Annotated in this window: 23 protein-coding genes and 1 pseudogene; 15 read left to right on the top strand and 9 right to left on the bottom strand. The window is 43.8% G+C overall.

The features are described from left to right. From G9G53_RS26825 to G9G53_RS09660, 3 genes are all read right to left on the bottom strand, one after another. The gene (locus G9G53_RS26825; RefSeq protein ID WP_338018499.1) at positions 1 to 108 is read right to left on the bottom strand and encodes a hypothetical protein; all 108 of its coding nucleotides are present in this window, start codon (positions 106 to 108) and stop codon (positions 1 to 3) included. Continuing rightward, positions 104 to 433, bottom strand: a complete 330-nt coding sequence (locus tag G9G53_RS26820; protein ID WP_338018496.1) for a spore germination protein — start codon at positions 431 to 433, stop codon at positions 104 to 106. Before G9G53_RS26820 ends, G9G53_RS26825 begins: the two co-directional genes overlap by 5 nt. Positions 434 to 661: 228 nt before the next feature. Continuing rightward, complete coding sequence (locus G9G53_RS09660; RefSeq protein ID WP_049816977.1) at positions 662 to 1,063, bottom strand: hypothetical protein; 402 nt, start codon at positions 1,061 to 1,063, stop codon at positions 662 to 664. A 301-nt stretch (positions 1,064 to 1,364) separates the two neighbouring features. On the opposite strand from G9G53_RS09660, the gene G9G53_RS09655 reads away from it, so the two are divergent. Further along, positions 1,365 to 2,255 (top strand): DMT family transporter, encoded by an 891-nt coding sequence (locus G9G53_RS09655; RefSeq protein WP_029517216.1) that lies wholly within the window; start codon positions 1,365 to 1,367, stop codon positions 2,253 to 2,255. A gap of 460 nt (positions 2,256 to 2,715) precedes the next feature. Beyond that, positions 2,716 to 3,420, top strand: a complete 705-nt coding sequence (locus tag G9G53_RS09650) for a YitT family protein (RefSeq protein ID WP_029517217.1) — start codon at positions 2,716 to 2,718, stop codon at positions 3,418 to 3,420. Between the two features lie 113 nt (positions 3,421 to 3,533). Here G9G53_RS09650 and G9G53_RS09645 read toward each other — a convergent pair whose 3' ends face one another. Further along, complete coding sequence (locus G9G53_RS09645; protein WP_029517218.1) at positions 3,534 to 3,725, bottom strand: hypothetical protein; 192 nt, start codon at positions 3,723 to 3,725, stop codon at positions 3,534 to 3,536. A gap of 151 nt (positions 3,726 to 3,876) precedes the next feature. Between G9G53_RS09645 and G9G53_RS09640 the strand changes: the two genes are divergently transcribed. Next, a complete protein-coding gene (locus G9G53_RS09640; RefSeq protein ID WP_029517219.1) occupies positions 3,877 to 4,680 on the top strand; it encodes a lipid II flippase Amj family protein in 804 nt (267 codons plus the stop codon). Between the two features lie 108 nt (positions 4,681 to 4,788). Here the strand turns inward: G9G53_RS09640 and msrA are convergent, their stop codons facing one another. Together msrA and G9G53_RS09630 are read right to left on the bottom strand one after the other, a co-directional pair. After that, the gene (gene msrA / locus G9G53_RS09635) at positions 4,789 to 5,760 is read right to left on the bottom strand and encodes a peptide-methionine (S)-S-oxide reductase MsrA (protein WP_029517220.1); all 972 of its coding nucleotides are present in this window, start codon (positions 5,758 to 5,760) and stop codon (positions 4,789 to 4,791) included. A 178-nt stretch (positions 5,761 to 5,938) separates the two neighbouring features. Beyond that, a complete protein-coding gene (locus tag G9G53_RS09630; protein WP_029517221.1) occupies positions 5,939 to 6,556 on the bottom strand; it encodes a TVP38/TMEM64 family protein in 618 nt (205 codons plus the stop codon). Between the two features lie 350 nt (positions 6,557 to 6,906). Here G9G53_RS09630 and G9G53_RS09625 point away from each other — a divergent pair, with 350 nt between their 5' ends. From G9G53_RS09625 to G9G53_RS09605, 5 genes are all read left to right on the top strand, one after another. Continuing rightward, on the top strand, positions 6,907 to 7,596 hold the full coding sequence (locus G9G53_RS09625) for a TerC family protein (RefSeq protein WP_029517222.1): 690 nt from the start codon (positions 6,907 to 6,909) through the stop codon (positions 7,594 to 7,596). 165 nt (positions 7,597 to 7,761) lie between these two features. After that, positions 7,762 to 8,706, top strand: coding sequence for a Gfo/Idh/MocA family protein (locus G9G53_RS09620; RefSeq protein ID WP_029517223.1), 945 nt, complete (start codon positions 7,762 to 7,764; stop codon positions 8,704 to 8,706). Positions 8,707 to 8,778: 72 nt separating this feature from the next. Then, positions 8,779 to 9,099 carry a hypothetical protein gene (locus tag G9G53_RS09615; RefSeq protein ID WP_013310862.1) on the top strand — a complete coding sequence of 107 codons (321 nt, stop codon included), beginning with the start codon at positions 8,779 to 8,781 and terminating at the stop codon, positions 9,097 to 9,099. 95 nt (positions 9,100 to 9,194) lie between these two features. After that, positions 9,195 to 9,473 (top strand): hypothetical protein, encoded by a 279-nt coding sequence (locus G9G53_RS09610; protein ID WP_029517224.1) that lies wholly within the window; start codon positions 9,195 to 9,197, stop codon positions 9,471 to 9,473. A gap of 320 nt (positions 9,474 to 9,793) precedes the next feature. Then, positions 9,794 to 11,278 (top strand): alpha-N-arabinofuranosidase, encoded by a 1,485-nt coding sequence (locus G9G53_RS09605; protein ID WP_069012739.1) that lies wholly within the window; start codon positions 9,794 to 9,796, stop codon positions 11,276 to 11,278. Between the two features lie 84 nt (positions 11,279 to 11,362). On the opposite strand, the gene G9G53_RS09600 is transcribed toward G9G53_RS09605, so the two are convergent. Continuing rightward, entirely contained in the window at positions 11,363 to 12,181 is an 819-nt protein-coding gene (locus G9G53_RS09600) for an AraC family transcriptional regulator (protein WP_029517226.1), read from the bottom strand. 166 nt (positions 12,182 to 12,347) lie between these two features. On the opposite strand from G9G53_RS09600, the pseudogene G9G53_RS09595 reads away from it, so the two are divergent. The 6 genes and pseudogenes from G9G53_RS09595 to G9G53_RS09570 all read left to right on the top strand — a co-directional run. Next, a pseudogene (locus tag G9G53_RS09595) lies at positions 12,348 to 12,641 on the top strand (Gfo/Idh/MocA family protein); the annotation flags it as partial. A 184-nt stretch (positions 12,642 to 12,825) separates the two neighbouring features. Continuing rightward, positions 12,826 to 13,593 (top strand): sugar phosphate isomerase/epimerase family protein, encoded by a 768-nt coding sequence (locus tag G9G53_RS09590; RefSeq protein WP_029517228.1) that lies wholly within the window; start codon positions 12,826 to 12,828, stop codon positions 13,591 to 13,593. Continuing rightward, positions 13,586 to 14,668, top strand: a complete 1,083-nt coding sequence (locus tag G9G53_RS09585; RefSeq protein ID WP_029517229.1) for a Gfo/Idh/MocA family protein — start codon at positions 13,586 to 13,588, stop codon at positions 14,666 to 14,668. The genes G9G53_RS09590 and G9G53_RS09585 overlap by 8 nt, the downstream gene beginning before the upstream one ends. 75 nt (positions 14,669 to 14,743) lie before the next feature. After that, positions 14,744 to 15,712, top strand: a complete 969-nt coding sequence (locus tag G9G53_RS09580; protein WP_029517230.1) for a sugar phosphate isomerase/epimerase family protein — start codon at positions 14,744 to 14,746, stop codon at positions 15,710 to 15,712. A gap of 20 nt (positions 15,713 to 15,732) precedes the next feature. Beyond that, positions 15,733 to 16,464, top strand: a complete 732-nt coding sequence (locus G9G53_RS09575) for a ThuA domain-containing protein (RefSeq protein ID WP_029517231.1) — start codon at positions 15,733 to 15,735, stop codon at positions 16,462 to 16,464. A 247-nt stretch (positions 16,465 to 16,711) separates the two neighbouring features. Then, positions 16,712 to 17,056 carry a winged helix-turn-helix transcriptional regulator gene (locus tag G9G53_RS09570; RefSeq protein ID WP_034095058.1) on the top strand — a complete coding sequence of 115 codons (345 nt, stop codon included), beginning with the start codon at positions 16,712 to 16,714 and terminating at the stop codon, positions 17,054 to 17,056. Between the two features lie 124 nt (positions 17,057 to 17,180). Here G9G53_RS09570 and G9G53_RS09565 read toward each other — a convergent pair whose 3' ends face one another. Continuing rightward, on the bottom strand, positions 17,181 to 17,480 hold the full coding sequence (locus G9G53_RS09565) for a hypothetical protein (RefSeq protein ID WP_223821919.1): 300 nt from the start codon (positions 17,478 to 17,480) through the stop codon (positions 17,181 to 17,183). Between the two features lie 318 nt (positions 17,481 to 17,798). Between G9G53_RS09565 and G9G53_RS09560 the strand changes: the two genes are divergently transcribed. After that, a complete protein-coding gene (locus G9G53_RS09560) occupies positions 17,799 to 18,566 on the top strand; it encodes a DODA-type extradiol aromatic ring-opening family dioxygenase (protein ID WP_029517232.1) in 768 nt (255 codons plus the stop codon). Between the two features lie 138 nt (positions 18,567 to 18,704). On the opposite strand, the gene G9G53_RS09555 is transcribed toward G9G53_RS09560, so the two are convergent. After that, complete coding sequence (locus tag G9G53_RS09555; RefSeq protein ID WP_013310849.1) at positions 18,705 to 19,421, bottom strand: Crp/Fnr family transcriptional regulator; 717 nt, start codon at positions 19,419 to 19,421, stop codon at positions 18,705 to 18,707. Positions 19,422 to 19,573: the final 152 nt, after the last annotated feature.

The following is a 19,573-nucleotide window of genomic DNA, read 5'->3' as shown; positions in this document are numbered from 1 at the left end:
CTAATGGCAAAATAGCTGGATGAAAAGTAATCGTCGCAATGTAATGGCAAGCAGCGTAAAAGCGATCAAAAAGCTCGTCATTCGAATCGTTCTTAGAAATGAACTAATAATCCAACGAGCGTGATAATCGTCTGGGCTTTGGTAAAATGTAAAAAAATAGCACGGGAGCTATTAGAGTAGTTGGGCTACCTTCAGCCAAAATCGCAATCCGTCCCTCCATTAGATTGGCGGTCACACGATCCGGTCGTTCCGTCTGAGCTATTGAGGGAAGAGAATAAGAATTGTCCTCCTTAAATTCTTGAATAAAACCGGCAGGGAGCGCCATATCGGAGGAGATTGCTTTAATTCTCGTTTTCACTGCTTTCACCAGCTCAGGATTAGCCAAGTCTTGAACATAGACAATAACGATTTTAGTTCGGGTTTTAGATCCCACATAAAGTAGCGTACAACCAGTGACGGGGTGACAATTTGTTTGCGAATCAGATTCAGATTGATGGATAACTGCTCAAACATTTCTGCTTAATTCAACGGAAGCTGCGTCATGTCCAGCCAAGAGAGCACCTCCTTTTGGATGAGATAGGCATAATGTGTGCCAAATGGACTGAGTTTATCCATGATCTGGTGACTTATCCATTCTTGAATCACCAGATTACAAGGAGGCTTAATCTTGCGTCGGATCAATTCCTAGATAGTGTCCCAGTTTCCGCCGGACCTCGCTGCGAGCAAAGGATGAAAGCATGAAAAATCGCCTTTGATAGCCACGGCATACATACAAAACCTCTACGCCTTCATGATTTCGGATTTCGCTGTAAATTTTAATTCCTAGTGTTTTCATTCGCGCTTTTGTCTCTGCTAATTGAACAGCTACGCGCTGTTGTACTCCAGTCAGGCTACGAACATACAAATCGGGCATTTTTAGAGGAGAGGTATTTATAATACGAATGTCTCGTTCCAGCACATCCAGAACAAGAGTTAAAAGTACACACATCTTGACCAGCCCTGTGTCTTCTTCAGAAGGTAAAGGAGCTTTGCTCTTGTGGTTCAGTATCTTTTGGCTTGGCATAAAAATCTCCTTTACTCCGAGTAAGAATACAATATATAATCAGTATATAGAACGTATGTTCTATTTATACCTCATTATAGGAATTTTTCCATGGCTAAAGCAATCATCAATTATTGGAAAAGTGATGGGGAGCGATACCCATGTGCCATTATGTAAAGAATCTTACGTTTATCGCCAATGACAGTCAAACAGAGTTTATGTTAAGCTAATGGATAAAAACTTACATAAAAGGGGAGATCGTTCTGACTGCGGTCAGCCTTTACTATTTAACTTAAGAAAGTGGAGAAAGAAGGTATACATATTGTCACGTTCGTTATATGCAGCTTTATTACTGTTGAGCCTCATTTGGGGCGGTTCGTTTATGTTTATCAAGGTGTTGTTGCTACATCAGGTAGGGCCGTGGACTATTGTATTTCTCAGGTCCAGCTTTGGGCTTATTTTTATTGTCTTGTTAATGATACTTATGCGCAGGCCGTTTAAAATCAAAAGCATTCCGTGGAAATCGGTTACTCTGGTAGCTTCGGTCAACATGGTCTTGCCATGGACATTGATCGGTTTTAGCGAGACCAGAATAGCTAGCAGCATGGCTTCTGTATTGAATGCTACCACGCCCATATGGACCATGTTGGTGGGGCTTGTTTTTTTCGGAGCTATTTTTCATCGAATGCAGTGGTTAGGAATGGGTCTCGCTTTTGTAGGAATTATTATTTTATTGGGTATTAATCCTGCATCTATTATTTCTGTTGATCCTGTGGGTTTTGGGTGTATGCTGCTTGCGACTCTTTGCTACGGATTTGGAACACAGCTCTCCAAACGTTTTCTTTCCAATCTTTCCATGTATCAGGCTACCTTTGCGACACTGCTTGGTGCGGCGGTAGGGGGTGGCATTATGATGGCAATGGTGGAGAGACCTGATTTGTCGATTGTTTCTGATTCAGGTGTATTGGGTTCTCTTATAGGACTGGGAGTTTTGGGATCAGGAGTAGCATATATTTTGTTCAACTACATGATTTTGCGGGGGAGTGCGGAATTTGCTTCTTCGGTGACGTATTTTGTACCAGTAAGTGCCATTGTATGGGGCTTTTTGCTCTTGAATGAACATATCGGCTGGAACGTTCTAACCGGGCTGGTCCTTATACTTGGAGGAGTGTTTATGGCCAATCAGCGTAGAACCGCCAAATTAAGTGGATAATAATCTAAACAAAAATAAAATACGATTTGGGTTATATTAAATGTACATTCGCCAAACCTTCGGTATAATGCGTTAATTCACACATACAATAAAGCATGCTCACACATAAAATAAAATATGGTGCAGCAAAAAAGCAAGCTGTTTAGCAGGTGACAAGGTGTGGTATAATAAATTATAGAATTATATGTACCACAGAAATGTCGGAGTTTTATTCCACAAAAGAAAGGATCAGGATACCATGTGTCCCCGAAGGATACTTCCCCAAAGGACGATTTGGAAACGATTTGATCTGTCTTATACTTAGCTTTTCCGCGGAGTAACGTCAAGTTGCGAAAGCCAACTCTGCGGAAGAGGGGATTGTACATGCGAAGGACCAAGTCCTCCAGGCACATCTTACCTGGTAGTTTCCGTAAGAGTGGGTTCATCCACATCAAACTTACGAGAAACCGAGGGAGCCTGTATGAGGAAAACTTACGAATCTATCGTGAACAATGGAGCATTGAGACAGATTGCTGTCATGTTGCTCGGAACATGCATTTTAGCTTTTACGTACTATCACATTAATGCCCAAAATCATTTGTCAGAAGGCGGATTTGCAGGCTTGGCCCTGCTGGGACATTACGCGTTTGGCATATCTCCAGCATGGAGTATGTTGCTGCTTGATATTCCCGTCATATTGCTGGCATGGGTACTGAAGGGCAAAAGATTTATGCTGCTTGCGTTAATCGGAGCCGTCGCTTTTTCACTGTTTTATGCAGGATTTGAGAAGTATTCGACTCTGGTTATAGATCTACATGGAAATCTGCTGATAGCTGCTCTACTTTGTGGGGTGCTTACAGGTTTGGGAGCCGGAATCGTACTGCGATTCGGTGGAGCAACCGGGGGCGATGATATCTTATCTCTGCTGATCAGTGAGTGGCGCGGGTGGAAAATCGGCAACGTGTTTATTGTCAGTGACATCATCGTACTGGGATTATCACTATTGTATCTGCCTATGAAGGAAACAATGTTTACAATACTGGCTGTGTGGCTTGCCGGAAAAATAATTACATGGACGACCACGTTCCAACTGCACCGACCTGTGAAAAAGGTACTGCCAGCGGCTATTCCCGCTAAAAAGGTAGTTGCCAAAACAGTGCCGGTCGTCCACAGCCTTCGTCAATAAGGAAAGGGTGTTACGTTAGGAGAGAAATCTTCTTACGTAACACCCTTTCGCTGTATTCAGCTTCTATCAGGAAGGTTTTAAAGTAGACTGAATGCGTCCGTTTTATATTTTTTCTACTGTTTCTCATCTTGCTCGGCTGGATGATTATCGTTCCATTCCTCGGCTTGGGAAGTGGCAATCGCAATCGAGCGACCTTCTTCATAGCCGTCACGGAGTAGAGCGTTAGCAATATCAACGGCTTTTTCTCGCACACGAGGTTCCAGGTTTTTCATGGATGGAGGGTAATCATGTTTGTTCCAAGGCATAGTTGCACACTCCTTATAGCAGATGATGTACTATGTATTACCCGTTGTAGGATTAAACAAACGGAAATCAAAGAAATGAATATATTGTAAAATGTATCTTGAGAAAAAGCGTATAATGGTGTGCAGAATACCAGAAAAAGGAGTGAAGCATTTGCTTGCCTGGGGTTTTGTTTTTTTGCTGACTATCATCATTCATACTACAGATAGCTTGTCCTATGCTCTGCGGCTTGGTGGTTTGCGAGCGCGTCGGATTGGATTAGCGTTAACCGTTGCGGGAATGCTGCTGTTGGTTTCACGCACCTCTAACATGGCGCAGGGGCCTTTACTCGGAGGGATGGTCGATCAGGCTAAAGCTGCAGCACAAGTGGGCGGAACGGATATTAGACTGGAACTATATATGCATGGGGTACTGCTGGCAGCAACCGTTGGAACCATACTTGCTATATTACTGTATCCAACAGTGGTACGCATGTCAGCCAGATGGATTGTGCATTTGGAGCATACCGGATCTATTCCGGCTTTGGTGCGTCATTTAATGCTGCGAAGTCGCTGGAAACATGCAGGCTACTACATAAAACGTCCCACCTGGTCTATGCTTACTTCATTGATTAGCGGAGCGATACCCAAACGTCTAATTATTCTGAATATAACCGTTACTGCGATCTATACAACAGGAGTAGTATCTGCTTTATATGCTTCATTCCTGTGGCCTGCTCAAGGTACAGCAATGTCAATGTCGTCAGGTCTAATCAATGGCGTTGCAACGGTATTATTGACCTTGTTAATTGATCCAAGATTGGCGGTACTGTCGGAGAAAACGCTACGAGGGGAGCTACCCTTAACTCGGATGAACAGTATGTACGGCTGGATGATCATGTCGCGTTTGGCAGGTACTTTATTAGCTCAGCTATTGCTAGTACCGCTAGCAATTTGGCTTGGATGGGTAATGAGTTAATTGCTAGCTTTCGTAATGATGTGCTGCTGCCATATCCCAAAAAAGGGCTGACCCGTGATCATCTATTAAAGATAGATCGCGGGTCAGCTCCAATGATTTTATGGTTACTTACTGTTCAAATAATGACTTATATGCTCCGTATCCTTCACGTTCCAAGTCTGCTTGAGGCACGAAGCGGAGCGCGGCGGAATTGATGCAATAACGCAGACCATCTGGACCAGGACCATCATCGAATACATGCCCTAAATGGGAGTCAGCTTCGCGACTTCGCACCTCGGTACGGATCATAAAATGGCTGAGATCGGTTTTTTCTTTGACATTATAGCTGCGCAGCGGACGGGTAAAGCTGGGCCAACCGCAACCTGCATCATATTTGTCCAATGAACTGAACAAGGGCTCTCCTGATACGATATCTACGTAAATGCCTTCACCCTCATGATCCCAAAACTCATTTTGAAAAGGGCGCTCGGTCGCGTTCTTTTGAGTTACTTCGTATTGAATAGGCGTCAGCCGATCTTTAAGATCGGATTTATCAATCTTGCCAGACCAATTTTGTTCGATAAAATCCTCACGTCCCGAACCTTTGCGGTAGCGTTTGTAATGAGCGGGGTTTTTCTTATGGTAGTCCTGATGATATTCTTCTGCTTCATAAAAAGTGGTCGCAGGCAGGATCGGTGTAGCAATGGGCTTGTCGAAGCGGCCACTTTGAGCCAAAGCTTCTTTAGAAGCTTCTGCCTTGATTCGCTGCTCTTCATTATGATAGAAAATAACCGTTTGGTAAGATGAACCTCTATCGTGAAACTGTCCACCTTCATCCGTCGGATCAATCTGCTGCCAGAATAGCTCCAACAGTTTTTCATACGGGAAAACTTGTGGATCAAATGTAATCTGTACGGCTTCCACATGCCCCGTTGTTTCAGAGCATACCTCTTCATAGGTAGGATTTTCGGTATGTCCCCCTGTGTATCCAGATCTAACCTTCAAAATACCGGGTAATTCCTCAAAAGGGGAAACCATGCACCAGAAGCAGCCACCTGCAAAAGTTGCTTTTTCTACCGTGTGTGGATTGTTGGTGCTCATATTTGTCACTCCAATCTGAGAATGTTTAATTAGTTGTTATTTAAATAGCTTACAATTAAATTATATACGAGATTTTTGCAAAATCCAACGAAACGTCAGAAACCAAACGGCAGTGTAACTGGCTCTGTCCTCAAAATCGCCATGAAACATCCTACAGAAACGGTAGCAAACTGTCGCATTAAATTCTATTGATGCGTTGAAGCCTTTTTCGGTAGAGTATAAAGCCGCCGCCCACCAATGCAGTATATAGCACCAAAATGAGCAAACCAGTGATTGGGTGTTCTGCAAAGGTGCCGCCAGCATAAGCATACACCGCAATTGCGGGAAGCTTGCCAATAGCTGTACCTAGGATAAAGCTCCAGAACGGAAACCCCGCTACTCCAGCGTATACATTTACCGCTGCCTGGGGGATGACCGGAATCAGGCGAGCCAGCAGAACAGCAGCAAAAGGCTCCCTTTCCATGACCCGATTGAAGCGCTCCAATGCAGGAACCCGCTTCAAATAGGCTCGTCCTTTGTCACGAAACAGGGTACGTACTGCAATGAAAACGACCAGTGCAGCCATGGTAGTGCCTAGCCAGCAAATCAGAGCACCTTGCCAAGGACCTGCGGCATAAGCAATAGAAGCGATAATCAGCTTGTAAGGCACAAACGGTATTAACGCGAATAAAAATGCGAGCAGTAGCAGAACTGGAAAGGAGGTTTGCTTGTCCGCCCAGGCGAGCCAATCATATCTGTAGATAAACGCGATGCAAAGCAGCGAAACATAAGCAGCGGCAAGTAGCCATTTTTTCATTTACATACCTCTTTCAATATCCCTGTACGGCTTATCGCTTATACAGAAAAAAATAGGGTTCACATTCCTAATAATGTGTGCTATACTGCCACTAATAGAATAGTTCCCAAAGGGGAGTAGCTCAACGAGTAAAGTCGTCATTACGGGATTTTTAATCCCCGGCTTTATTGGCAACGTAATGTTGTAAGCGAGACCTTTGCCAGGATTTTAGGAATCCGGGTAAATGGTCTTTTTTTGATGCCAAATTTGGGTCAGCGCCGTTTCCGGATTCCGTGAAATGGCGCTTTTTTAGTATAAAGCGCTGAACTATGTACAGTATAACAAATAAATAAAAAAGGTGGGAGAAACGTATGGATTTGTTGTCAATTGAGTTTTTAACCGCATTAGTATCCATCATTATCATTGATCTGGTGCTAGCTGGTGACAATGCAATCGTAATCGGTTTGGCGGCTCGCAATGTTGATAAGGCCAATCAAAAGAAGGTCATTATTTGGGGGACGGTCGGAGCGGTCATCATTCGTGTGATTGCTACGGTGCTGGTCACGTATTTATTGCAAATTTATGGATTGCGTTTGATTGGGGGACTCGCACTTATCTATATCGCCTATAAGCTACTGGTCGAAGAGAAGAAGCATGAAATTTCAGCCACGAATCAAATGTGGGCAGCGATCCGCACCATTATTATCGCGGATACGATGATGGGGCTCGACAATGTACTTGCTGTAGCGGGCGCAGCTCATGGAAATATGCTACTCGTTATATTGGGTCTTGCAATCTCTGTTCCAATCATGGTGTGGGGAAGTACGATTATCTTGAAGCTGACAGAACGTTACCCAGTAGTTATTACGATTGGGGCTGCTGTACTTGCTTATACTGCTGCCAAAATGGTGGTGGCGGAACCGTTGATTGCACACTGGTTTATGAACGGGGTCGTTAAATACGGCTTTGAGGTTCTGGTTGTGGTTCTGGTTGTAGCCATTGGGATGCGTGTTAAAAAAATCAAAAGTGAAAAAACAAGAAAGCAAGTGCAGCACGCCTAAGCTAACTTACATTGAGGTAAACTTAGCTGAAGCTGAATGTTCATGCCATAGAGGCTGTTCCGTTATTGTCCAACTGGACCCGGAGCAGTCTCTTTTCTTTACTTGTCAGCAGACTTCCATGTAAACTAGACAACAGATGAATGAGTGATTAGAGGTGGGAATGATATGGACAAGCAAACGAAGACAAGGGTAGCCATTGCGGGACTGGGTGGTATTGCTCGTAAAGTATATTTGCCGTTACTGGCTGCACACCAAGGTGTAGACATTGTAGGTGTCATGAACCGTTCACAGGAGCCGGTAAGTTCCGTCATGGAGCAATATAGGTTGCCTAGAGGAACGACAGATGTGAAGGAGATGCTGGCATGGGAACCGGAAGCTGTATTTATACATGCCGCGACCGAAGCTCATTTTGATCTGGTTATGGCGTGTATTGAAAAAGGGATTGCCGTGTATGTGGATAAACCGTTGTCCTATGATGTTCGTCAGAATCTGGAAATGACCGCTTTTGCGGAAGCACAGGCCGTGCTGCTGGCGGTGGGATTTAATCGGCGTTTTGCCCCGCATTATGTTGCTGCTAAGGCTTGGTTAGAGGAAGCGGGTGGATTCAGTCAATGTGCGGCTATTAAACATCGTACTGGATATGATCGAAGACCGGCGGCACAGACGGTTTATGATGATTTAATTCATATGCTTGACTTGCTTTTGTGGCTGGGTGGCGATGATTATGAACTGCTGCATAGTAGTCTGAATACGACGAGTGAAGGATATATGGATGCTGCGTTCGGGACTGTACGTTTGGGAAATGCCACCGGAAGCTACAGTATGAGTAGACAGGCAGGAGCTGACATAGAAAAACTGGAGCTTCACGGGGCAGGACGGTCTGTTGAAGTAACAAATATGGAACAGGCTGTTTTTATGCAAAAAAATCATTCACCATTAACGCAAGCTTTTGGAAGCTGGGATACGATTTTGGAAAGACGAGGATTCACAGGAGTCGTGAATCATTTTCTGGAGCATATTCATCGTCCGGAGGAGTGTGCTGTACGAGCTGGAAAAGTATTGGAAAGCCATATGCTGGCTGACGAACTGATCAACCGTTTGAGTGATTAATATGGAACGTCCGAACATGATCTTAACAGTCCAGACAGACATCAAGAATTAGGTTGAAGGAGAAATGAATGAATGGAAGAAGATAATCGTGGTAAACAGCTAGAAGAAGCCATCATCGAAAATTATAAGCAAGAAGAAGATATGATGATTCTTGTATTTGCGCAATGGTGTATCAATCACGGGTTGGAGCCAGAGGAATTATATCGTGTAGCGTATCCGCATCAGGATAGCAACGAGCGTCTGCTACGAGTACGCAAATTGACTGTATCGCGTGAAGAAGCGGGTGATATTCCGCTGGATACAGTATTAGGGGTACTATCCATGTTCGGAAATGAGGACTTGGCGATGGTCGTATCCGAGGCGGCTGCCAGCCTTCCGTCGGAACGGAAATAGGGCTAGCCAGAATAAAGGATATACTGTTATCATTTATGGCATCATGGACTCACTATATTTACTTAAGACATTGTTGATGGGGAGGTAAGCTGACGATGGAAGATATACCTGTGCCAAGCACCTGCAAAGGTTGTGAAAGAGATATCTCGATATCGGAAGAGCAAATTACCAGAATTCTAACCAACATGAGACCCAAAATGGAATGTGTAAACGATGAAGTGTACGAAGCCAGACTGTTGGCCTGCTCACAATGTGAAGAGTTAATGTCCGGACATACGTGTGGTATCAGCGGAAGTATTGTTCGTGTACGTGCTTTGGCGGCAGCTCAAAATTGTCCCAGTTACCATGGTTCACGGTGGATAGGAACAGCCTAAAAGATACAATGCTCAGGCTCGGCTGAACCTGGATTACGGGTTAAAGTAGTCATACCTTGGTCTGCCTTAATGGCAGGCTTTTTGGTTTGATTGGACCTTTTCTTAACGATTGACAAAAAGTAGACAATAAAATATATTAAACACGTGAAATATTTTTATTTAATTATTAATATTTATATTAATATTTACTAAAAGTGATGATGCGTAAAAATTAAAATCGAAAGAAGCTCGGTGGAATGAGTGATATTTACACCAAAATGAAAGCGTAAACATTTATGCGGGTGTTCCAACAATCTTAATATTTTTGGGGAGGGTTTGTTGTGAAGGGTTCTATTGTTGTTAATACCGATTGGAAACAAGGCATTATTAATAAAAACATTTATGGACAATTTGCTGAGCATCTTGGACGTTGCATTTATGAAGGCATATGGGTTGGAGAGGACTCACCGATTCCGAACACAAACGGAATTCGTAATGATGTGGTGGAAGCGCTGAAAAAGCTGAATATTCCTGTGCTGCGCTGGCCGGGAGGCTGTTTTGCCGATGAATATCATTGGAAAGATGGTATCGGACCCAAAGGAAATCGTAAGAGAATGGTAAATACGCATTGGGGCGGTGTGGTTGAAAATAATCATTTTGGCACACATGAGTTTTTTCAATTGTGCGAGCTGTTAGATGCAGAGCCTTATATTTGTGGAAATGTCGGCAGTGGTACAGTTCAGGAAATGTCGGAATGGGTAGAGTACATGACCTTCGATGGAGAGTCCCCAATGGCTGCATGGCGTCAGGAAAACGGTCGTGAGAAACCATGGAAGCTCAAATATTTTGGAGTGGGTAACGAAAACTGGGGTTGTGGCGGTAACATGCGCCCAGAATATTATGCCGATCTGTATCGCCGCTATCAGACATATGTCCGTAACTATGGCGAGAACCGCATTTATCGGATTGCAGGTGGGGCGAATGTGGACGATTATCGTTGGACCGAAGTGTTGATGCGTGAAGCTGGGCATCTTATGGACGGTTTGAGCCTGCATAACTATACGATCCCGGGAAACTGGGAAGGGAAACGGCAAGCACTCGGCTTTGATGAAGCGGAATGGTTCGAGACGATGAAAAAATCACTGCACATGGATGAATTGATTACTCGTCATTCTGCTATTATGGACCAATATGATCCTGACAAAAGGGTCGGACTGATCATCGATGAATGGGGAACTTGGTTCCTGACTGAGCCAGGGACCAATCCGGGCTTCCTGTATCAACAAAATACGATGCGCGATGCGCTGGTAGCTGGGCTGCATCTACACATTTTCCATAATCACCATGACCGAGTACAGATGACGAATATTGCTCAAATGGTCAATGTTTTACAAGCAATGGTTCTGACCGAAGGTCCTGCTATGCTGTTGACGCCGACATACCATATATTTGAAATGTTTAAGGTGCATCAGGATGCGCAAGCACTGGCTGTTCATGTAAAGGTAGGCGATTATGAATATGACGGGGATTCCATCCCGCAAGTAAGCGTGTCCGCCTCCAAGGCGCAGGATGGTAATATTCATATCAGCTTTTGCAACGTCCATCCGGGCGAGTCGGCAAACTTGAATTTGGAGCTAAGAGGACTGGAAGAGGTTAAAAAGATCAGTGGTGTTGTCCTTGCCAACGACGATATGCAGGCACATAATACGTTTGATCAGCCAGAGCGTGTGAAAAAGGAAGCTTTCACATCCTATCAGCTTCAAGGTCAGCATTTGGATGTTACACTGCCACCAATGTCAGTAGTGATGCTGACAATTGCTCCGTAAAAAAGCTGGGTCGTGGTATGTAAGCAGCATCCACTATTATTGGTTATGAACAAAGAGAGCGTTCAGGTAAACGCTCTCTTTGTCCTACAATTGCTCGCGGTGAATCACCCTGAATTCTTTGGGCGACATACCGAAGCGGGAACGAAATACACGGTGAAAATACGTGTAATTTGCAAATCCTGACGATTCGGCGGCTTGTTCCAGTGACATGGGACTGAAAATGATTCGTTCTCTCGCCATGTTAAGCCTGATGTCCAGCGTGTACTGCATAATGCTCGTATCGAATGTTTCCTTAAACAGATGTACTGCTCGGGATACGCTGATACCGACGTGTGAAGACACGTCATCCAGTTTGAAGTTAGAGGATGCATTTTCTTCAATATAATTTTTAATCTGATACGCAAGATAGTTATGATGAGTAGCGATAGGATGATCGGATAGCATACGGTCAAACTCCAAACATAAAATGCGTATGTAATAACTTGATATTTCCGGGTAAGGATTAGAAATACGTCGTTGCTCCATCACAAGCTGACGAAATAGGCCAAGCAGGGCTTCTGTGAGCTGAACCTTAATTCTGTTGGGTCGTTTATGATGGTTCCACCACTCATCTACCCAGGAACCACCGAAAAAAATGTGATAATCTCCGCTTTCCACGACCAGCTCTCCCATGGGATTCAACTCACTATGAATATCCAGTTCATAAGGCTCGGTAGGATTGAATAACAGTAGGTCACCTGCCTCAATCCGTGTCATTTCCCCGTTAATGCGGGCTTGGCAACGTCCATCTGTTTGCAAACGGAATAAATAATTTTTGATCCCCTCAGGCTGGTTCGAATAAAAGGGCTTTCGATGGAAGGAATAGCCTGCGGTAAGAACCTGACAAGGCTCGACGATAGACATGATGATGACTCCTTTGGGCATATGGCTGTTTCAAATATTGACCAGATTGTTCATGTTTTAATCATATTATTCATTTTAAACGAAACAGAAATAGAATACTATGTGAACTGTAAAGCTTACATGTTAGATGAGAAAGTACATGTTGGAGGCCAAGGAGTGTGACGACGTGGAACGAATGAAGGCCGGGATTATCGGATGCGGTACTATTAGCTCGGTATATCTTGAAAATCTCCAAAAGAGCCCACTCATTGAAGTGGTGGCCATCGCTGATTTACTGGATGAGAGGGCAAAGGAGAGGGCCGATAAATTCAACATTGAAAACGTATACAAATCGGATGAATTACTGCGCCAGCCTGAAATTGAGCTTGTATTTAATCTGACCGTGCCTGGCAGCCACGTATGGTCAGATATAGCGATACTAGAGGCAGGCAAGCATGTGTACAGTGAAAAGCCTTTGGCGCATTGAAATTCACGGACCATCGTGCCAATGCTGAGCTGGCCTACCATGTGTTAGAAGCCATGCATGCTTTTCAGCACTCATCATTGGAAGGCAATACATTACGCTGGTAAGTACGTTCAAGCCGGACGAGGATGTGTATTATGGAACAGATATAATGGTTCCTAACTTAAAGAGGTGAAGGGTAATGGCTAAAGTAGGATTGCAATTGTACACCGTAAGGGAAGAGCTTGAACAGGATTTTGAAGGTACATTGCGCAAGGTAGCTGAGCTTGGCTATAAAGGAGTAGAATTTCATACCTTTTTCGGACGCAATGCCAAGGATGTCAGAGCGCTCTTGGATGAACTGAATCTGGAAGTTGTCGGAACTCATGTACAATATTCTCGCTTGCTGGATCATTTGGATGAGGAGATTTCATACCACAAAGAATTGGGCAATAAGTACCTAATCGTTCCTTATTTAACCGAAGAACAGCGGGAGTGGGATGAACTTTTTGCTAATTTAAATCGTATTGGTGAAAAAGTGAAGGAACAGGGTTTGATACTGGCTTATCATAATCATGATTTTGAATTAACAGAAAAGATCAATGATCGCCCAGTATTCGATGCTTTATATGATGCAGTTTCCGATGATTTGTTACAGGTCGAAATGGATACTTGTTGGGTATACTACGGGGGCTATGATCCAGTGGAATACATCGGACGTTATAATGGACGCCTGCCTATCATTCACTTAAAGGATATGGCACGTGACGAGCAGCAAAAAGCAGTGACTGTAGAGCTTGGCAAAGGCGAAGTGCAGCTTCAGGCCATTACAGACGCCGCTATTCAGGCAGGTGTGGATTGGGTCGTCGTGGAACAGGATTTCTGCTCAAACCCTCCAATCGAAAGCATTGAAACCAGCATTAAATGGCTCCAACAATACGCAGCTCAGGGAGGAAATATTCATGTCTAAAACACTTAAAATCGGGATTATTGGTTGTGGAGGCATTGCCAACGGCAAACACTTGCCGAGTCTTGCCAAGCAGAAGCGTGCGGAGATCGTTGCATTTTGTGACATCATTCAGGAGCGCGCTGAAGAGGCAGCAGAAAAGTTTGGTGTTGATGGCTCGCAAGTTTATAGCGATTACCGTAAGCTGTTAGAAAATAAAGACATTGAAGTCGTACATGTATGTACACCTAACGACTCGCACTCGGAAATTACCGTAGCGGCGCTTGAGGCAGGTAAGCATGTGCTGTGTGAAAAGCCGATGGCTAAAACTGCTGAGCAAGCACGGGAGATGCTTGATGCGGCCAACCGCACAGGTAAGAAGCTGTCCATAGCGTATCAAAACCGTTATCGTGATGACAGTTTGTACCTGAAGCAATTAGTCGAGCAAGGAGAGCTTGGAGAAATTTATCTGGGCAAAGCCATTGCTCTACGCCGTCGCGCGGTTCCGACTTGGGGAGTATTCTTGGATGAAGAGAAGCAGGGCGGTGGTCCTCTTATTGATATTGGCACGCATGCACTAGACCTGACACTCTGGCTGATGGATAATTACAAGCCTAAAAGCGTACTAGGTTCAACTTTCCATAAGCTAGGGGATCGTAAAGATGCGGCAAATGCCTTTGGGCCTTGGAACCCTGAGGAATTTAAGGTAGAGGACTCAGCTTTTGGTTTTATTACGATGCAAAATGGAGCTACGATTGTACTGGAATCCAGCTGGGCATTGAACGTTGTAGAGTTTGGCGAAGCGAAGACACTGTTATGCGGTACCGAAGGCGGAGCCGATATGCAGGATGGATTGCGCATTAACGGAGAAAAGAACAGCCGTTTATTTGATACGAAAATAGATCTGGATGCAGGTGGTGTTGCCTTTTACTCTGGAGAGACGGAAAATGAAGCAGACCGCGAAGCCCGCCTGTGGATCGAATCTATTCTGGACGACAAAGAACCTCTTGTGAAGCCGGAACAGGCACTGGTTGTTACTGAAATTTTGGAAGCTATCTATGAATCGGCACGTACGGGAAAAGCTGTCTATTTTGACTAAGCCGTAATTATCCCGAATAGACCATCGTTATAATGAAAGCAGCTTTTTTCACATATGATACAGGGGGGATTTCTTTTGAAACTTGGAGTATTTATGGTGTTGTTCGGTGGCCGTTCGCTGGAGGAAGCGTTGGATTATGTGGCTTCTCAAGGATTGGATGCTGTAGAAATCGGTACAGGCGGCAACCCGGGGGATAAGCATTGTAAGCCGGATGAATTGCTGGAGAATGATGCAGCGCTCAAAAATTTTAAAAAGGCAGTAGAGTCCCGCGGACTAACGATTAGCGCACTTAGCTGTCACGGCAATCCTCTTCATCCGCAAAAGCATTTGGCCCAGGCTGATCATGATACGTTTCTTAAAACCGTTCGATTGGCAGAAAAGCTGGAAGTTCCAGTTGTGAACACTTTCTCCGGCTGTCCGGGAGATCATGAGGATGCGAAATATCCAAACTGGCCTGTGGCTCCGTGGCCTAATGATTTTCAAGAAGTGTTGAAGTGGCAATGGGAGAATAAAATTATTCCTTACTGGACCGAGACGGGGAAATTTGCAGCAGATCATCATGTTAAAATTGGACTGGAGCTACACGGAGGCTTCTCCGTTCATACACCAGCGACCTTGCTTCGTTTACGTGAAGCTGCGGGAGAGGTTATTGGTGCTAATCTCGATCCGAGCCATATGTGGTGGCAGGGAATTGACCCAGTGCAGGCAGTTCAAATTTTGGGCCGAGAGGGAGCTATTCACCACTTTCATGCCAAGGATACGACGATTGATCCAATTAATGTAAATAAATATGGACTTACCGATATGCAGGAATATACGAAAATGCTAGATCGCGCTTGGCAGTTCCGTACTGTGGGTTATGGACATGATGTAAAAACCTGGGCAGATATTATCAGTGCTCTGCGTTTGGTGGGATACGATCATGTAGTGAGTATTGAGCATGAAGATGGTCTGATGTCCGTGGAAGAGGGCTTTACTAAGGCTGTCCACAATCTTCGCCAGGTACTGATTGAAGAACCGCTGAGCGAGATGTGGTGGGTCTAACCTAATAGGGGGAAATGTTGATGATTAACGTCACCATTTGGAATGAATTTTTGAACGAAAAGTTGAATGATGAAGCCAAACAGATATATCCTGACGGGATACACAAAGCGTTGGCTGACGGCCTGGCAGGAGAGGGATTTGCCATTCGAACAGCTACACTGCGTGATGATGCAGAGCATGGTTTGGGAGAAGAAGTCTTGAATTCCACAGATGTGCTGCTGTGGTGGGGGCATAAAGCCCATGATCAGGTGAGCGATGAAGTTACGGCGCGTGTTGTCAAGCGAGTGCAGGAAGGAATGGGCTTAATCGTGCTGCACTCAGGCCATTTTTCCAAGCCATTCAAAGCCCTGATGGGCACTAGCTGCGATCTGAAATGGAGGGTGGCAGGTGAACAGGAGATTATTTGGTCGGTGAATCCGTCACATCCCATTGCAGAAGGCATTGACGCCAAAATATTGTTGAAGCAGGAAGAGATGTATGGCGAGTTCTTTGATATTCCAGCGCCAGATGAATTGGTATTTGTTAGTAACTTTGAAGGTGGCGAAGTATTTAGAACCGGATGTACTTTCCGTCGAGGTAGTGGTAAAATATTTTATTTTCGCCCAGGCCATGAGACCTATCCGACTTATTACCAGCCTGATATTTTGAAGGTTATTGCCAATAGTATTCGTTGGACTTCTCCAACAAGTATTAACAAACCAATATATGGTAGAAGTGAACCGGTAAGACCTCTCGGTGGAGTGTTGGTATAATGACAATCATCACATTTTGATGAGCTATATAATGAATAGATTGAAAGGCGGAACCTCTAGGGGATTCCGCCTTTTTTGATTTAACGATTTAGACATATACCTGCTGTGTTGGTTTGTTGTATAATCAGTTTTGGTCATGGCAACTTTATCGGCGCAGGTATTTAATTTAAGAAGAAAGTGTTTTCTTTCGGGATAAAGTATGCTAAAATGATATATACTAACAAAAGGAAAGCTTTATCAAACCGAAATGCAAAAGAAGGTGAAAAATTTGGAGAGTCAACCGCAATGTACAAAAATGTGTCCGCGTTTTGAAACCGCCTTTTCATGTTTGGGCAAGCGTTGGAATGGATTAATTATTCAATCCATGATGAGCGGTCCTAAGCGGTTTAAGGATATTTCCAATCTGATTCCCACAATGAGTGACAAAATGTTATCAGAGCGGATGAAAGATTTGGAAAATGAAGGAATTCTTACACGTCATGTATATCCAGAAACTCCTGTCCGCATTGAATACGAGCTAACAACCAAAGGCCGTGCACTTCAGCCGGTTATGGAACAGATTCAATTTTGGGCTGAGGAATGGATTAGATGAGCACCAAACTAAATAAGTGTTTTTCATAGCAAAACAGCCTTTTCCTAGAAAAAAGGCTGTTTTTTATATTGCGTTTAGGACTACTTATCCATTTTGCAGAAATGATGTGCTTAGGCAGCACGACTTAATAGCCTTTGACGCGCCCTGCAACTGAGAATAATGCTGCTGTTGCACGGCGAGGCACACGGGTTTGAATATCCAGCGCGGCCGAACGGAATGTACCCAGACAGGAATGACAAAGTCTCCCTGCATAAATAGGGGAACGGCAGGACTCACAAGGATAATCAAGCTGACTGTATGTGGAGGGAAATTTGCCTGCTCTTACCCAATCTGTGAGCAATTCTATAGGTGTACCAGTTACGTCACTGAGCTGGCGAGTATGAGTAGAAGGATGCTTCCATAGATAGTTAGAACAGCGGTCCAAGAATATATTTTCTTCCTCAATACAAGTACTACAGAGGTTTCTAAGGTTTTGACGAAAAACGGAACCGCATTTTGGGCAATTAGAAGTATGTATCTCCATGGAAACCAGTCCTTTGTATCGAAATAAAGTGAAATTTTAAAATTTATTAGTTACATATTACTATGACATTATACCTATATCAATCTTTATTTATAGAATCTTTGACCTTTAAGTGTATGTTAAAATCTGTGTTGACATGACTCTGTTACTTATGTATCATTACTTACATAAAGTTACTTGATGAATAAAATAAATTGTTGATGATAAGGGGATCTTTATATGATGCCATCTTTATTTTTGGCCCATGGCTCACCGATGCTTGCTATTGAACAGACGGACTATACTTCATTTTTAGAGCAACTGGGGAAAAGTATTCGTCCTAAAGCAATAGTTATCTTTACTGCTCATTGGGAAACACAAACGTTGACGATCAGTTCGATGGATGACGTGTACGATACCATTTATGATTTTGGCGGTTTTCCACCGGAACTGTACACAGTGAAATATCCAGCACATGGTTCTGTGGAACTGGCCAATAAGCTGAAAAAATTATATGAACAAAAGGGCATTGACGTAGAAACTGATCGGGTGAGGGGTTTGGATCATGGATCTTGGACATTGTTGCATCGTATGTATCCTGAGGCAGACATTCCGGTAGTTCAGATCTCTGTAAATCCATATCTCTCGCCCAAAGCACAATATGCTATTGGTGAAGTGCTGCGAGGACTGGGAGAACAGGATATTCTGGTCATTGGTAGTGGCGTGACTGTTCATAATCTGCGTATCGTCAAATGGGGGGAAACGAAAACAGAACCTTGGGCTATAGATTTTGATGATTGGATTATTGAAAAAGTACAAAGTAGAGATATAGAGGCTTTGGATCACTATGAAAGCGAAGCACCGTATGCTCGCCAGGCCGTACCCAGAGCAGAACACTTTGTACCGTTGTTTATTGCAATGGGGAGTGGCAATCCTGCAAACAAAGCCAAGGTTATCCATAGAAGCTATGAGATGGGGAATTTAAGTTATCTATGTTTACAGTTTTAAAGAGTGTTGCCAGAAGAAGGACTGTCATTAAAATGCTTCGCTACTGCTCCTGTATAAGTAGGGGAGTGGAAATAAATTAGGGAGTGTTATAAGCTATAGTGGCTTATAACACTCCCTTTTACATAAAAAAACGATTTATTATATCCGGCAAATCTCACGAGGGCATAGTTCACAATGACATACACCTTGCAGCATTTCCAAATCTTTGACAACAATCATACCATTATCATATTCAACTGCATTTTTCTTACGTAGATCACTAAGCATCCGGTTTACGCTTTCCCGGGTCGCACCGATCATATTTGATAAGTCAGTATGAGTAATTTTTTTATGAATCAGGATATGTTCGCCGTGAGGCTCACCATAGGTATTGCATAGACGAATGAGCGTTGAACATAAAGCGCCTGGCTTGCCGTACATCATCAAATCGCGGAACTTAGTCTGAGTAATGCGGTGATGTGAACCCATCCATTTCATAAAGTCAATCGCAAAATCACAATGCTGGCAAATAAGCAGTTCCAAATCTGTATGATCGATTACGCCAATATCACTGTCTTCCAGAACCTCAGCAGAAAAGGAATGCTTAGTACCGAAAAATGGATCGGCTTGACCAACAAGATCGCCGCTTTGATACATATATAGAATAAGTTCCTTGCCCTCATCCGTTGTTTTGGTTACTTTCACGCGTCCGCGCTTAATATAAAACAGCTTATCCGCTGTATCTCCTTCCCAGAACAGATGCGAGCTTTCTGGCATAACTCGATCTTTCATCATTACTTGCAATCGGTTGAAGCTGGCCTCCGAGAAGCAACAGGTGTTGCCGCGGGCTTCCATTACATTTGTAGGGTTTCTCATCGTCCATTTCCCCTTTGTATCCTATGTTTTTTATCTGCAACTTGATCAATTCAAATTCATTATATACTTGTGCAATGAGTTTTTGGGGCAAGAAGAGGGGGTAAAAGTGGCAGAATTCCAAACTTTGTGATTTAATTCACTTCATAAAATAA

Origin of the sequence: Paenibacillus sp. EKM206P (genome assembly GCF_011066155.1) — a bacterium.
GTDB lineage: Bacteria > Bacillota > Bacilli > Paenibacillales > Paenibacillaceae > Paenibacillus > Paenibacillus polymyxa_D.
The sequence above is the reverse complement of the archived record's forward strand: the minus strand, read 5'-3'. Positions and strand labels throughout refer to the sequence as shown.